Source organism: Tsuneonella sp. HG222, assembly GCF_053819185.1.
In genome coordinates this window covers 1,622,645-1,635,951 of record NZ_JBSOQZ010000001.1, presented here as the reverse complement: position 1 = coordinate 1,635,951, position 13,307 = coordinate 1,622,645, and the positions used below count along the sequence as shown (strand labels likewise).

The window sequence follows — 13,307 nt, the reverse complement described above, 5'->3', positions numbered from 1 at the left end:
GACGGGCGAGGTCTTTCCGCTAGTCGCGCACAAGATCTGGGGCGGTGACACCGGCCACTCGTGCCCCAACTGCAACGTGGAATTTTGACATGCTAGACCGTCTCACATGGCGCATCGGCTTCATTGCCGCGTCCATCCTTGCCGCCCTGCTGTTCGTAGGGTTCGCCACGCAGACCATTAGGATCGAGGGGTTGAGCGTGTGGCCGTTCAAGATCGTCGGCTTCAAAGAGGAAATCCGCACGATCCGCCTGGACCTCGATTCCATCAAGCGGGCACAGGAAACCGCCGCACTCAAAGCCAAGCAAGCCAAGGCCGAAGCCGAGGCAGAGTATCGCAAGAAAGCGGAGATCACCGATGCAAAATACAAGGCCGAACTGGCTGATGCGCGCAGCCGTGCCGCTCGCTATGCTGATGCTAACCGCGTGCGCCGACAAGCCAATGGTGGTTCACCCGGCGGACCCGCTGCCCCCGGCGGAAGTGACGCCCCCGAAGGTGCTGACGGACGAAGTGAAGATGCCGAGCTGGTTGCGGTGAGCCGCGAGGACTTCGACATCCTCAACGAAAACACCATTCGTTTGCAGCAGGCCCATGAGTGGGCGCTGGGGCTCAATCAGCGGTAAATTAGGGGTTGATTGCGGGGACTGAAACTGCTACTGCCGCGAGTGCAAGGCAGGCTCGCAACGCACCGTTGCTCAGCTTGCGGAGGCCCGGCGATCTTCGGATGTGCCGGGCCTTGGCTTTTCAGGGCTCAGACGGCCGCCAATCCGACGTATCGCGGATAGACCTGTAGTGGTCGATCTGCCCCAACTGGATTGCCTTTGGCAGCCTAAGCCTGAACGCCCGCGCCACCATCTGCTCTCTGCGGTTTACCGCTATGTCTCGAATCGCCATGCCCACCTGACTGCACAGTCGTGAGCCTGTAGGAAAATCATTTCGGGCGAGAGGATGGCGGCGCGACCTTCATAGAATTACTCGGCGAAATACTTTCTCACACAGATTGTGATCAGCCTGCCTATCGCCAGCCCTATGATGAAGGCTGCAACGTGTTGCCAGCCCATCAATCCTCTCCCTCATAAGCCACCACATCGAACCCTGACGGCGGATCGCACCACACCCACGGATCCAATGACCAGGTATGCACCTCAGGCCCTATCAGAGTAGGGAAGGAAGTGAGGTTCAATCGCGACATGTTCATGCCGCCTTTCTCGGAGAACGCACGGCGCAACCGCCCACGTTACCCTCCGCAGGACCATGAACGGCCCTGTGTAAGATGACTTGCGCCGCCGCCACGTCACGATCAATCGAAAGACCGCATGGGCACGAGTGCACGCGCTCAGAAAGGTCCTTCGATTTCACAGTGCCGCAGCTTGGGCAAGTCTGGCTTGTTCCGCGAGGGTCAACCTTCACCACCCGACAACCGGCACTTGCAGCCTTGTCACTCAGGATTCCGAGAAAGCTTCCCCAGGCAGCGTCATTTACATCACGCGCCAACCTTGAACGGGCAAGGCCTTTGACGTTGAGATGCTCCACCGCGATCAACCCGAACTTGCGAACGAGGCTGGCAGCAATTTGGAATTGATGGGTTCGCCGCGCTCTTTTCGCACGCGCATGAGCTTTCGCGACCTGTTCCCGCGCCTTTTTCCGCCTCATGGATCTGCGCTTGCACCGGGCAAGGGCTCGTTGCCTGCGCCTTAGGTCACTATGGGCCTTTCGCGCCCATCTGCCGTTCGGGATCAGGGTGCCATCTGACATCGCGGCAAAGCAGGAAAGCCCAAGGTCCAAACCGACCGCTTCACCATTGTCGTTAGCTGGAGGCGCGTCTATCTCGCAGACGAGGAAGAGGAACCAATGGCGCCCTTCTCTTTTGACGCGAGCGATCATGGCAGGAGACGGGATTGCTCGATGTTGGTGCACGCGGATCGTGCCAAGGCCCTTGGCCCAGAACCGCCCGTCAAATTTCCAACCACATCGGTCGACCCACGCGATTGACTTAAACCAATCTTGGCCCTTGAAGCGAGGGAAGCCACCCCGCGCGTAGAACGCGCGATACGCTTGGTCTAGTGCTTGAAGAGGCGCCCTCTCCATGCTGACGGAATAGAAGGAATCTGTCTTTCGCAGTTCGGTCAATCCGCGGCATTGATCGAAAAAGGTTCGGCCTTTCCCCGTCTTGCGGTAACAGTCGATGCGCTCTTCTAAGGCCGCATTATAAAGCTGGCGCGAGTGCTCTAAGGCCGCGCGCAATCCGGCGTGCTGAGCGCGAGTAGGCTTAAGTCGAAACCGATAGGTGCGTATCAAACGCTCAGCCACAGCTCCGCTCCATCATCTCGTCTCCACATATCCCAAGATAGCCAAGCCCACCAGCAGGAGCATGGCGGATACCTGTTCATCCATCACTCGGCTCCTTCATACTGCGCAGAGCGGTGGCGATCTGAAAGTAGGTCGCTGAGCGGGCCATCAGTTCGTCCCGCGTTTTCGCTCCGTGCTGCATATTGTCGTAATCAACGAGCGCTCTCCGCGCCAAAGACTTGGCGTCCCTCTCGATACGGTCGACTAGCTGTTCATCGTTCATTGCTGGGGTTCCTTGCATCCGTAGGTCGGCTTACCTCGCCAACCAATCGAGCTTCCCTTGATGTAGGTTTCGCGTGCGCCCAATAGTCCGCACCGAGTGCATCGTGGGATGGTCTCTCCCCAGACTATCTGCATCTGCCAAGAGTGTTTTCGCCCTCGGTCCATCTCAATCTCCCTGGGGGTGGGCGCACTGCCGGAACGTCCCGCGAACATTGGCGGAACATCTGGACGTAGCGGCAACGGAAGCGGAAACAGCGACGGCGGCAAGGCCGAAGCCCGCCGCTCTATCTACCCGATATTTCGCTAAAAATGTGGTCGGGGAGAGAGGATTCGAACCTCCGGCCCCTGCCTCCCGAAGACAGTGCTCTACCAGGCTGAGCTACTCCCCGACCGGCGCCTCGGACAGGTCCGGGGCGAGGCAGAGGCGGCCCTATAGGGGGGAGGGGGCAGGGTGGCAAGCGGACAATTGCCGCGATCGCGCCGGTTTATCGACAGGGCATCCATCGTCCGGTTTCAGCCTCTGTTAGATGCGCGCTGCGTGAGCTAATCCGATCCTATGAGCGCCGACTCCGCATTCGACTTCGCCCATCGAGCAGACGAACACTGGGAGTGGTCTTACCTCGACCTGATGCGCCGCATCTGGACGGACGGCGACCAGAGGATCGACCGTACCGGCGTGGGCACGCGCTCGCTGTTCGGCACCGTGCTGCGCTGCGACCTGTCCGAGGGCCGAATGCCTCTGCTGACCACCAAGCGCGTATTCTGGAAAGCGGCAGCGAGGGAGATGTTGTGGTTCCTGACCGGCGAGACCAAAATTCGCCCTCTGCTGCAACAAGGTGTGACGATCTGGAGCGACTGGCCCCTTAGGAAATATATCGAAGCTACCGGGGATGATATCGCCCAGGAAGAATTCGAAGCGCGGGTCGTCGCGGATACGGCGTTTGCCGAACGCTGGGGTAACCTGGGGCCGGTCTACGGCCGCCAGTGGGTCGATTGGCCGACGTTCGAGCCGGCGGGCGACGGCCTCTTTCGCGCGGGCCCCGGCATCAATCAGGTCGCGCAGGTCGTCGAAGGTTTGCGCGCCGATCCCGGCGGCCGCCGTCACATCATCGAAGGCTGGAACGTCGCGCAGCTCGCAGAGATGGCGCTACCGCCTTGTCACAAGACCTACCAATTCCACGTGGCAGGTGATCGACTTTCCTGCGCCCTTTACCAGCGCAGTTGCGACGTTGCGCTTGGGCTGCCGTTCAACCTTTTCGGCGCCGCGCTGCTCACCCGCATGATTGCGCAGCAGGCGGGTTACGAGGCGGGTGAGCTCGTCTGGATGGGCGGCGACACACACCTTTACCTGAACCACGCCGATCTGGTCGAACAGCAGCTGGCTCGGGAACCGTCGGGCGATCCGCGGCTTGCCATCGCAAGGCATCCGCCGTCGATATTCGACTACCGGTTCGAGGATTTCGAGGTCACCAATTATATTCCTCAAGGCACCTTGCGGGCGCCGGTTGCCGTCTAGTTCCCCGAGGTCTCAAGCGAAGTTGACGATTTCGGATGAAACTAATAATATGTCGCATTCGTAGAATTTCGTTACCGAGGTGGAGAGAGGCATGGCGAAGCAGGGCGAAGGCGGAGGGTACAACCGTCCGCGGTTGGCGCTTCACGTTCCGGAGCCGAGGTTCCGCCCGGGGGACAAGGTAGACTTTTCGCATATAGAAGTGCCGCAAGCCGGCGCTCAGCCGCGACCCGACGAGGCGTGCGAGCCCGCCGAGACTAATCCGCTTTGCACCGATCTCGTGCGCGTCCTTGGCGACGACCATCTGGCGCACGGCCCTTGGGACCCGCGGCTCTCGCCCGACAAGCTGCGCGAGATCCTGCGTCACATGGCGCTGGTTCGCGCCTTCGACGAACGGATGTATCGCGGCCAGCGCCAGGGCAAGACGAGCTTCTATATGAAATGCACGGGCGAGGAGGCGACCTCGGTCGCCGCCGCCCATGCCCTGGCATCCGACGACATGGTGTTCCCCAGCTACCGCCAGCAGGGCATCCTTATCGCTCGCGGCTATCCCCTGATCGAGATGATCAACCAAATCTACTCGAACCGGGGCGACAAGCTGAAGGGGCGCCAGCTCCCGATCATGTACTCCAGCCGGGACTACAGTTTCTTCACGATCAGCGGCAATCTCGCCACCCAGCTTCCGCAGGCAACCGGGTTCGCGATGGCGAGCGCGATCAAGGGCGACAGCCGCATCGCCGCAGCGTGGGTGGGCGAGGGCAGCACGGCCGAGGGTGACTTCCACGCCGCACTGATGTTCGCGGCAGTCTACAATGCGCCGGTCGTGTTCAACGTGGTGAACAACCAGTGGGCCATTTCGAGTTTCTCGGGCTTCGCGGGGGCCGAGCGGACCACCTTCGCCGCCCGGGCGATCGGCTATGGCATCGCCGGCCTGAGGGTCGACGGTAACGACCCCCTGGCGGTCTACGCAGCCGAACGCTGGGCGGCCGATCGGGCGCGCATGAACAAGGGCCCGACCCTGATCGAACACTTCAGCTACCGGGCCGAGGGGCATTCGACCTCCGACGACCCGAGCCAGTATCGCTCCGCCCAGGAGCGCGAGGAATGGCCGCTGGGCGATCCGATCAACCGCCTGAAGAAACATCTCGTCGCGATCGGCGAATGGAGCGAGGACCGGCAGGTCGAGATGGACCAGGAACTGGCTGAACAGGTGAAGGGCGCGACCAAGGAGGCCGAGAAGAACGGTATCCTCGGCCATGGGCTGCATCACCCGTTCCACACCATGTTCGAAGACGTGTTCGAGGAATTGCCGTGGCATCTCGAAGAACAGGCCGCCCAGGCAATCCGCGAAAGGCAGATCAAATGGCCACAGCAGTAAGCGGCGACGACGTCGTCAGCCTGCACGACGCGCCCACCCGTCCGATGAACATGATCGAGGCGATCAACGACGCACTCGACATCATGCTCGAGCGCGACCCCTCGGTCGTCATCATGGGCGAAGATGTCGGCTATTTCGGCGGGGTGTTTCGCGCCACCGCCGGGCTGCAGGAAAAGCACGGCAAGAACCGTGTGTTCGATACTCCGATCAGCGAGTGCGGCATCATCGGCGCGGCCGTGGGTATGGGCGCCTATGGCCTGCGCCCGGTGCCGGAAATCCAGTTCGCCGATTACATCTACCCCGGCCTCGACCAGTTGATCAGCGAAGCGGCGCGGCTGCGCTATCGCTCGGCAGGAGAGTTCATCGCCCCGATGACCGTGCGCAGCCCGTTCGGCGGCGGCATCTTCGGAGGCCAGACCCACAGCCAGAGCCCCGAGGCGCTGTTCACACACGTTGCCGGACTGAAAACCGTGATTCCGGCGACGCCGCACGATGCCAAGGGGCTGCTGATCGCGGCGATCGAGGACAACGACCCCGTCATCTTCTTCGAACCGAAGCGCATCTATAACGGGCCGTTCGACGGTTATTACGACAAGCCAACGCAGCCGTGGAAGAACCACCCCGACGCGAAGGTGCCCGAGGGTTATTACGCGATCCCCCTGGGCAAGGCGCGCACCGTCCGCGAAGGCCAGGCGATGACCGTTCTGGCCTATGGCACGATGGTGCACGTCGCCGAGGCGGTGTGCCGCGAGAAGGGCGTCGACGCCGAAATCCTCGACCTGCGAACTCTCGTTCCGCTGGATATCGAAGCAATCGAGAAGTCGGTGGCAAAGACCGGTCGCTGCCTGGTGGTGCACGAGGCGACCCGCACGTCGGGCTTCGGCGCGGAACTGTCCGCGCTGGTGACCGAGCGTTGCTTCTTTCACCTCGAAGCGCCGGTCGAACGGGTTACCGGCTTCGACACGCCCTATCCGCACAGCCTCGAATGGGCTTATTTCCCCGGACCGATCCGCATCGGCGAGGCGATCGACAAACTCCTGGGGGCCTGAGCATGGCGCGCTTCACCTTCAAACTTCCCGATATCGGCGAAGGCATCGCCGAAGCCGAGATCGTCGCCTGGCACGTGAAAGTCGGCGACATGGTCGAGGAAGACGGTCGCCTGGCCGACATGATGACCGACAAGGCCACGGTCGAGATGGAAAGCCCGGTCGCCGGCCGCATCGTCGAAGTTGCGGGTGAGGAAGGCGATGTGATCGCCATCGGCAGCCCGCTGGTCGTCATCGAGACGGATGGCGGCGTGGAAGTCGCGGACGCACCTGCGCCCACGGCCGAAGCGGTTGAGGAGCGGATCGAGGTGGAAACGCCCGAACCAGAGGACGTCGCCCCGGTCATCGCGGCTGCGCCCGCCAGTCCGCCACCGCCTCCCGCCGAGGAGGAGCCTGCTCCCGCGCCGACACCCGCACCGAAACCGGCCCCCGCCCCGGCGCCTCCACCGCCGCCCGTGGCTCGATCAGACGCCAAGGTCATGGCCAGTCCGGCCGTGCGTCAGCGTGCGGCGGATCTCGGCATTGACCTGGGCGAGGTTCGCCCCGCCGAGGATGGCCGCGTGCGCCACGCCGATCTCGACGCGTTCTTGTCCTATGGCGGCAGCAAGGGCTTCGCGCCGGCAGGTCGGCCGATGCGCGACGAGTCCATCAAGGTCATCGGCCTGCGTCGCCGGATCGCCGAGAACATGGCGGCCAGCAAGCGCAACATCCCGCACTTCTCCTACGTCGAGGAGTGCGACGTTACCGAGCTCGAGAAGCTGCGCGGCGATCTCAATGCCAACCGGGGCGGCAAGCCGAAGTTGACGCTCCTGCCCCTCCTGATCACCGCGATCTGTCGCGCGCTGCCCGAATTTCCGATGCTCAACGCGCGCTACGATGACGAGGCGAACGTCGTCCAGCGTTACGGCGCGGTGCACCTGGGCATGGCGACCATGACCGACGCGGGCCTGATGGTCCCCGTGATACGCGACGCGCAGGGCAAAAACCTGTGGCAGCTCGCCGGCGAGATCGGTCGCCTGGCGGAGGCTGCGCGCAGCGGCACGGCCAAGTCGGAAGAGCTGAGCGGCTCGACCTTGACCATCACCTCGCTCGGCCCGCTTGGCGGTGTCGCGACGACGCCGGTCATCAACCGTCCCGAGGTGGCGATCATCGGTCCCAACCGGATCGTCGAACGGCCGATGTTCGTGCCCGACGGCATGGGCGGCGAGCGGATCGAGAAGCGCAAGCTGATGAACATCTCGATCAGCGCGGACCATCGCGTGGTCGACGGCTACGATGCGGCTGCTTTCGTTCAGGCGGTCCGGAAAATGATCGAGACGCCGGTCCTGCTGTTAGCGGACTGAACCTGGTTGTGGCAGGAGCAGGGCGGTGCTGACTCAGCGCACGATGGCGCTGTAGCTCAGCTTTCCGCCGCGCTTGCCCGCCTGCCAGCGAAGATGGGTGACCTGTTCGGGCCGCGCCGATGCCGGCGCGCTCCAGGTCCGCCCCCCGTCGATCGACACGAGCAGAAAGTCCGCGCTCGCACGCTCGAACTGCAGGCCGACCGGAACGGGGTTGGTCACAGTGAACGGCTCCGCCGCGGCTTCCCAATGCATGACGGTGACCACGCGGTCCCCTTTGCGGAACCGCGCGGCGGGCTCGACGACGAGGGTCGGGCCGTCGCTGCGCTCGACGAAAACGGCGCTCCTGATCGGCCTTGTGCCCTCCTGGGCACCGAGCGGAGCGGCGCAGAGCGCCATCGCAAGCGCCAGTACGATTCGCATGAATTCCCCCGTCGAAGCGCCGAAGCGCGATGGGGAATTTCTGCATCCGCAGTCGCCAAGATATGGTTAACGCCGGGGTCCCGGAGCGCAGGGCAGCGGATTGGCGCAGGAGGGTCTCGTAGCGCTGTTGACACCCCCGGAATGCTGCCCTAGGGGCGCTGCTCCCAAGTGGCTGCGCGGGTGTAGCTCAGTTGGTTAGAGTGTCGGCCTGTCACGCCGAAGGTCGCGGGTTCGAGCCCCGTCACTCGCGCCACTTGGGACTTTTCTCAGCCGAACCGGCCGGTTTCCATCCAGATCAGGAAACGCCTGAGCGGCAGCAGCCAGGCAACTCCCAGCACCAGATAGACGATGGCCTGCGCCCATACCGGCAAGAGGCCGATCCAGTGCGAGAGCCACGCGATACCCAGCGCATAGGCCACCAGAAACAGCAGCAGGGCGAGGATGCCGAGCGGGATGCGGATCGTGGGGTCTTTCCTCACGCGAACGGTCCGAGGATGCGCGTCGGTGTCACCACAGCGGTCAGGCCCATGTCGTGTGGTTCGAGTGGAAGCTCGGGCACCTCCTGCATGTCCCAGGCAAGGCCGATGCGTGTCACTCCAGGATGGGCACCCAGCCACTTGTCGTAGAAGCCGCCCCCCTGGCCCAGTCGATCGCCCCGGGCGGTGAAGGCGACGAGGGGCATGAACAACACGTCCGGTTCGACGACGGGGGCATCCTCGCTTCCCTGCATCAACCCGAAATAGCCTTTGGCCAGGTCGCTCTCGGCGTAGGGGTCGGTGTGGGCGCGAAAGACCATCGGCGTCTGCAGATCGACCAGCCAGGGCAGGGCGACCGTGTGTCCGCGCTCGTGGAAGAACCTGGCGTAACCGCTCGCCGGCGCTTCACCGGGATCTGCCCGATAGAGGCCGACGATCGAACCTTCAGGTACCAGGTCGGCGATGGCGGCGGGTGGCCGATTGAAGACGAGTGCACGCATGGCTTCGGGAAGCTCGTCGGCGAATGTGCGCCGCGCCTTGCGCAGGCGGCTGCGAAGGGCTGCTTTCTCGGTGCTGGGGTCGGACATGTGGAGGTCGCTAGCGAGAAATAGCGAGTGGCGGAACCACCATGGGTCGTTTGCCCCGTAAATCCTCCGACGCCTCAACGTCAGGTGGGGACCATGTACCCCGATTTCCGGGACGAACCCGGGCCTCAGGGCAGGGACAGCCCCCTAGGATTGCTTATAGCCCCGGGGATTTTATTGCGGCTCGTGCCGGGCAGTCCCGCCGATCTCTAGATAGGGGCGGCCGGGGCGGGGGGCAATGGGTTCGGGTCGGCGAACTAGGACCGAGCCTGGCACATGGTCAGGCGGCGCCGCTTTCGAGTTGCTCGGCGATATGCTCCATCCGATCGGCTAGGCGTTCGAGCGGCGCTCCGAGCGAAGGCTGCGGCGCCTTGTTGCGGGCAAGCTCGTGGTTCTCGTCGGCCAGCAGCAAGGCGGCATACAACAGGCAGCGCGCTTCGGATTGGCTGGCAAGCCCGGGCATCTCGGCGATCTTGGCGTCGATGATGCGGCCAAGCTCCTCGATGTGCGCCTCTTCGCCGGGTCCGCAGGCCACCGTGAACTTGCGCCCGGCGATATCGAGAGTGACGTTGCTCAAGGTTCGAGACTGCCAATCAGGCGATCGAGGTCCGCCAGCGCCGCCCCTGCTTCGTTCACGAGTCTTGCATGGCGCTGCTCGAGGGCCGGATCGCCGGCCAAAACGGCCGGCCGGGAAGCGGCCGCCTCGATCCGGCGCGCGGCGGCATCGATTCGGGCAAGGGCATGCGCGATGCGGTCGGCGTCCATGGGCAAATGCTAACGCGGAAGCGCCAGCGCGTGCAAAGCCTTGGCGAGAAAAGCTGTGAACATTTCTGCATCCCGTATGGCAGACAGGCGCTTAGCCGCCGGGAGCCGTGCTTGACGGGGGGCGGGGCGTCCGCAACAGAGGCGGCGCGCCGAATCAGACCCCGCGTTTCCGCATTCTCCGGCGCCTTGCAGGAGCAGCTCATGAGCCTCGACCCGCAACGCCTTGCGCCCATGGCCAACGCCATCCGCGCGCTGGCGATGGACGCGGTGCAGGCGGCCAATTCCGGCCACCCCGGCATGCCGATGGGCATGGCCGACGTGGCGACGGTGCTGTGGTCCAAGTACCTCAAGTTCGATCCCGCCAATCCCGACTGGGCCGACCGCGACCGGTTCGTGCTCAGCGCCGGTCACGGCTCGATGCTGATCTATGCGCTGCTGCACCTGTCGGGCTACGCACACCCGACGATGGCGGAGATTGCCAACTTCCGTCAGCTCGGCAGCCCTTGCGCCGGCCACCCGGAGAATTTCCTCCTCGACGGCGTCGAAGCGACGACCGGTCCGTTGGGGCAGGGCCTTGCGATGGCGGTCGGTATGGCGATGGCGGAGCGGCACCTGAATGCCCAGTTCGGCGACGACCTCGTCGATCACCACACCTGGGTGATCGCTGGCGACGGGTGCCTGATGGAAGGCGTCAACCACGAAGCAATCGGTCTCGCCGGGCACCTCGGCCTCGGCCGGATGATCGTGCTGTGGGACGACAACCGCATCACCATCGACGGGTCGACCGAGCTTTCGACCAGCGAAGACATCGCTGCCCGCTACACGGCTGCCGGATGGCACACTGTTCGCTGCGACGGTCACAACCCGGCCGATATCGAACGCGCCATTGACGAGGCGCTGGCCGATCCGCGGCCTTCGCTGGTTGCCTGCAAGACGGTGATCGGCAAAGGCGCGCCAAATCTGCAGGGCACGCACAAGACGCACGGCAGCCCGCTGGGGGCTGACGAGATCACCGCGGCGCGCGAATTGCTGGGCTGGAGTTCGCCGCCGTTCGAAGTGCCGGACGATATTCTGGCCGACTGGCGCAAGACCGGCGAGCGCGGCGCCACGCTTCGCTCCGAGTGGCAGGACCGAGCCGCAAAGGACTCGAATGGCGAGGAATTGGCCCGCCGCATGAAAGGCGAACTGCCTGAGGGATTCTCCCTCGACGGCTACATCGCCGGGTTGCTGGCCGGGCCGAAGACCGTCGCGACTCGCAAGGCGAGCGAGATGGCGCTCGAAGCCATCAACGGAATTGTGCCCGAGACCGTCGGCGGCTCGGCCGATCTGACCGGCTCGAACAACACGAAGACGAGCCAGACCCACGGCATGACCGCCGGCGATTACTCCGGGCGCTACGTCTATTACGGCATCCGCGAATTCGGCATGGCGGCGGCGATGAACGGGATGGCGCTGCATGGCGGCGTGATCCCGTATGGCGGCACGTTTTTGATCTTCAGCGACTATTGCCGCAACGCGATCCGCATGGCGGCCCTGCAGGAAATCCGCTCGATCTTCGTGCTGACGCATGATTCGATCGGCCTGGGCGAGGACGGGCCGACGCACCAGCCGATCGAGCAGGTCATGAGCCTGCGACTGATCCCGAACCTCAACGTCTTCCGCCCGTGCGATACGATCGAGACGGCCGAATGCTGGCAGCTTGCGCTCGAAGCCAAGTCTACGCCCTCGGTCCTCGCGCTGACCCGGCAGAACCTGCCGCAACTGCGGACCGACGGCGGGATGAAGAGCGCGCGCGGCGCCTATCGCCTGCGTGCAGCACAGGCGGCTCGCAAGGTCATCCTGATGGCCAGCGGATCCGAGGTCGAGATAGCCTGCGAAGTAGCCGAGCGGCTCGAGGGGCAGGGCGTGGGGGCCGACGTGATTTCGGTTCCTTGCATGGACCTTTTCGAACAGCAGGACCAGGCATACAAGGACGAGCTCCTGCCGTTCGCCGACCCCGATGATGTGCTTCGCGTTTCAATCGAGGCGGGCGTGACCCATGGGTGGGAGCGCTACACGATGGCGCGCGGGCTCAATATCGGCATCGACCGCTTCGGGGCATCGGCACCGGCGGAACAGCTGTACGAGAAGTTCGGCCTGACCGCAGACGCGATCGTGCCCAGGATTCTTGAGAAAATCAAAGGTTAGGACGGAGTTTTCATATGTCGACGAAGGTAGCGATCAACGGGTTCGGGCGCATCGGGCGGCTCGTTGCCCGGGCAATCCTCGAGCGCAGCGACCACGATCTCGAACTCGTTTCGATCAATGACCTGTCGGACACCCGTTCAAACGCTCTGCTGTTCGGCTTCGACAGCACCCACGGCCGCTTCCCGGGCACCGTCGAGACCGACGGCAACGACCTGGTCGTCAACGGCCGGCACATCAAGGTGACGTCGGAGCGCGATCCCGGCAATCTTCCGCACAAGGCCAACGGGGTCGATCTGGTGCTCGAGTGCACGGGTTTCTTCCAGTCCGACGAGGCGAGCCGTCCGCACCTGTCCGCCGGTGCCAAGCGCGTGCTGATCTCCGCCCCTGCGACCGGCGTGTCCGCGACGATCGTCTATGGCGTAAACCAGGATACCCTCACGGCGGACGACGTGATCGTTTCGAACGCCAGCTGCACGACCAACTGCCTCGCGCCGGTCGCCAAGGTGCTCAACGATACGATGGGCATCGAACGCGGGTTCATGACCACGATCCACAGCTACACCAACGACCAGCGCATGCTCGACCAGATCCACTCGGACCTGCGCCGGGCGCGCGGCGGGGCGCAGAACATGATCCCGACCACCACCGGAGCCGCGCGCGCGGTCGGGCTGGTGCTGCCTGAGCTCAAGGGCAAGCTGGACGGATCGTCGGTCCGCGTGCCGACACCCAACGTCTCGCTTATCGACCTGGTGTTCACCCCGGGCCGCGAGACCACCAAGGAAGAAATCAACGCCGCGCTCAAGGCAGCGGCGGACGGCCCGATGAAGGGCGTCCTCGCCTTCACCGACCAGCCGCTCGTGAGCAGCGATTTCAACCATCAGCCCGCCAGTTCGACGGTCGACAGCCTCGAAACCGCCGTGCTCGAAGGCAAGCTGGCGCGCGTCGTTTCGTGGTACGATAACGAATGGGGCTTCTCCAACCGGATGATCGATACCGCCGGGAAGATGGCCTCGTTCCTCTGAGGTAA

14 protein-coding genes, 2 tRNA genes and 1 other RNA gene are annotated in these 13,307 nt (G+C 64.0%); 8 read left to right on the top strand and 9 right to left on the bottom strand.

Going from position 1 to position 13,307, the window contains the following annotated elements:
* Window positions 1-89: 89 nt before the first annotated feature.
* Entirely contained in the window at window positions 90-620 is a 531-nt protein-coding gene (locus ACWPMZ_RS08200) for a hypothetical protein (protein WP_455703514.1), read from the top strand.
* Window positions 621-1,191: 571 nt separating this feature from the next.
* On the opposite strand, the gene ACWPMZ_RS08195 is transcribed toward ACWPMZ_RS08200, so the two are convergent.
* From ACWPMZ_RS08195 to ACWPMZ_RS08185, 3 genes are all read right to left on the bottom strand, one after another.
* A complete protein-coding gene (locus ACWPMZ_RS08195; RefSeq protein WP_455703513.1) occupies window positions 1,192-2,307 on the bottom strand; it encodes an RNA-guided endonuclease InsQ/TnpB family protein in 1,116 nt (371 codons plus the stop codon).
* A 76-nt stretch (window positions 2,308-2,383) separates the two neighbouring features.
* A complete protein-coding gene (locus ACWPMZ_RS08190; protein WP_455703512.1) occupies window positions 2,384-2,569 on the bottom strand; it encodes a hypothetical protein in 186 nt (61 codons plus the stop codon).
* Window positions 2,570-2,880: 311 nt separating this feature from the next.
* Window positions 2,881-2,957 (bottom strand) — tRNA-Pro (locus tag ACWPMZ_RS08185).
* Window positions 2,958-3,124: 167 nt separating this feature from the next.
* Here ACWPMZ_RS08185 and thyA point away from each other — a divergent pair.
* The 4 genes from thyA to ACWPMZ_RS08165 all read left to right on the top strand — a co-directional run bounded on the left by thyA (window position 3,125) and on the right by ACWPMZ_RS08165 (window position 7,848).
* A complete protein-coding gene (gene thyA / locus ACWPMZ_RS08180) occupies window positions 3,125-4,084 on the top strand; it encodes a thymidylate synthase (RefSeq protein WP_455703511.1) in 960 nt (319 codons plus the stop codon).
* A gap of 91 nt (window positions 4,085-4,175) precedes the next feature.
* Window positions 4,176-5,459 carry a thiamine pyrophosphate-dependent enzyme gene (locus tag ACWPMZ_RS08175; protein WP_455703510.1) on the top strand — a complete coding sequence of 428 codons (1,284 nt, stop codon included), beginning with the start codon at window positions 4,176-4,178 and terminating at the stop codon, window positions 5,457-5,459.
* Window positions 5,444-6,508, top strand: a complete 1,065-nt coding sequence (locus ACWPMZ_RS08170) for an alpha-ketoacid dehydrogenase subunit beta (RefSeq protein ID WP_455703509.1) — start codon at window positions 5,444-5,446, stop codon at window positions 6,506-6,508. The genes ACWPMZ_RS08175 and ACWPMZ_RS08170 overlap by 16 nt, the downstream gene beginning before the upstream one ends.
* 2 nt (window positions 6,509-6,510) lie before the next feature.
* Window positions 6,511-7,848 (top strand): dihydrolipoamide acetyltransferase family protein, encoded by a 1,338-nt coding sequence (locus tag ACWPMZ_RS08165; protein ID WP_455703508.1) that lies wholly within the window; start codon window positions 6,511-6,513, stop codon window positions 7,846-7,848.
* Between the two features lie 33 nt (window positions 7,849-7,881).
* Here ACWPMZ_RS08165 and ACWPMZ_RS08160 read toward each other — a convergent pair whose 3' ends face one another.
* Window positions 7,882-8,268, bottom strand: coding sequence for a hypothetical protein (locus ACWPMZ_RS08160; RefSeq protein ID WP_455703507.1), 387 nt, complete (start codon window positions 8,266-8,268; stop codon window positions 7,882-7,884).
* A gap of 176 nt (window positions 8,269-8,444) precedes the next feature.
* Between ACWPMZ_RS08160 and ACWPMZ_RS08155 the strand changes: the two genes are divergently transcribed.
* A tRNA-Asp gene (locus ACWPMZ_RS08155) sits at window positions 8,445-8,521 on the top strand.
* A gap of 13 nt (window positions 8,522-8,534) precedes the next feature.
* On the opposite strand, the gene ACWPMZ_RS08150 is transcribed toward ACWPMZ_RS08155, so the two are convergent.
* The 5 genes from ACWPMZ_RS08150 to ACWPMZ_RS08130 all read right to left on the bottom strand — a co-directional run bounded on the left by ACWPMZ_RS08150 (window position 8,535) and on the right by ACWPMZ_RS08130 (window position 10,093).
* Entirely contained in the window at window positions 8,535-8,747 is a 213-nt protein-coding gene (locus ACWPMZ_RS08150) for a DUF2842 domain-containing protein (protein ID WP_455703506.1), read from the bottom strand.
* Entirely contained in the window at window positions 8,744-9,331 is a 588-nt protein-coding gene (locus ACWPMZ_RS08145) for a 5-formyltetrahydrofolate cyclo-ligase (protein WP_455703505.1), read from the bottom strand. The genes ACWPMZ_RS08150 and ACWPMZ_RS08145 overlap by 4 nt, the downstream gene beginning before the upstream one ends.
* A gap of 29 nt (window positions 9,332-9,360) precedes the next feature.
* A non-coding RNA gene (ssrS, locus tag ACWPMZ_RS08140) (6S RNA) lies at window positions 9,361-9,531 on the bottom strand.
* Window positions 9,532-9,608: 77 nt separating this feature from the next.
* On the bottom strand, window positions 9,609-9,905 hold the full coding sequence (locus tag ACWPMZ_RS08135; RefSeq protein ID WP_455703504.1) for a cell division protein ZapA: 297 nt from the start codon (window positions 9,903-9,905) through the stop codon (window positions 9,609-9,611).
* Window positions 9,902-10,093, bottom strand: a complete 192-nt coding sequence (locus ACWPMZ_RS08130) for a hypothetical protein (RefSeq protein WP_455703503.1) — start codon at window positions 10,091-10,093, stop codon at window positions 9,902-9,904. The genes ACWPMZ_RS08135 and ACWPMZ_RS08130 overlap by 4 nt, the downstream gene beginning before the upstream one ends.
* 201 nt (window positions 10,094-10,294) lie before the next feature.
* Here ACWPMZ_RS08130 and tkt point away from each other — a divergent pair, with 201 nt between their 5' ends.
* Window positions 10,295-12,280 carry a transketolase gene (tkt, locus tag ACWPMZ_RS08125; protein ID WP_455703502.1) on the top strand — a complete coding sequence of 662 codons (1,986 nt, stop codon included), beginning with the start codon at window positions 10,295-10,297 and terminating at the stop codon, window positions 12,278-12,280.
* A 14-nt stretch (window positions 12,281-12,294) separates the two neighbouring features.
* The gene (gene gap, locus ACWPMZ_RS08120) at window positions 12,295-13,302 is read left to right on the top strand and encodes a type I glyceraldehyde-3-phosphate dehydrogenase (protein ID WP_455703501.1); all 1,008 of its coding nucleotides are present in this window, start codon (window positions 12,295-12,297) and stop codon (window positions 13,300-13,302) included.
* Window positions 13,303-13,307 lie beyond the last annotated feature (5 nt).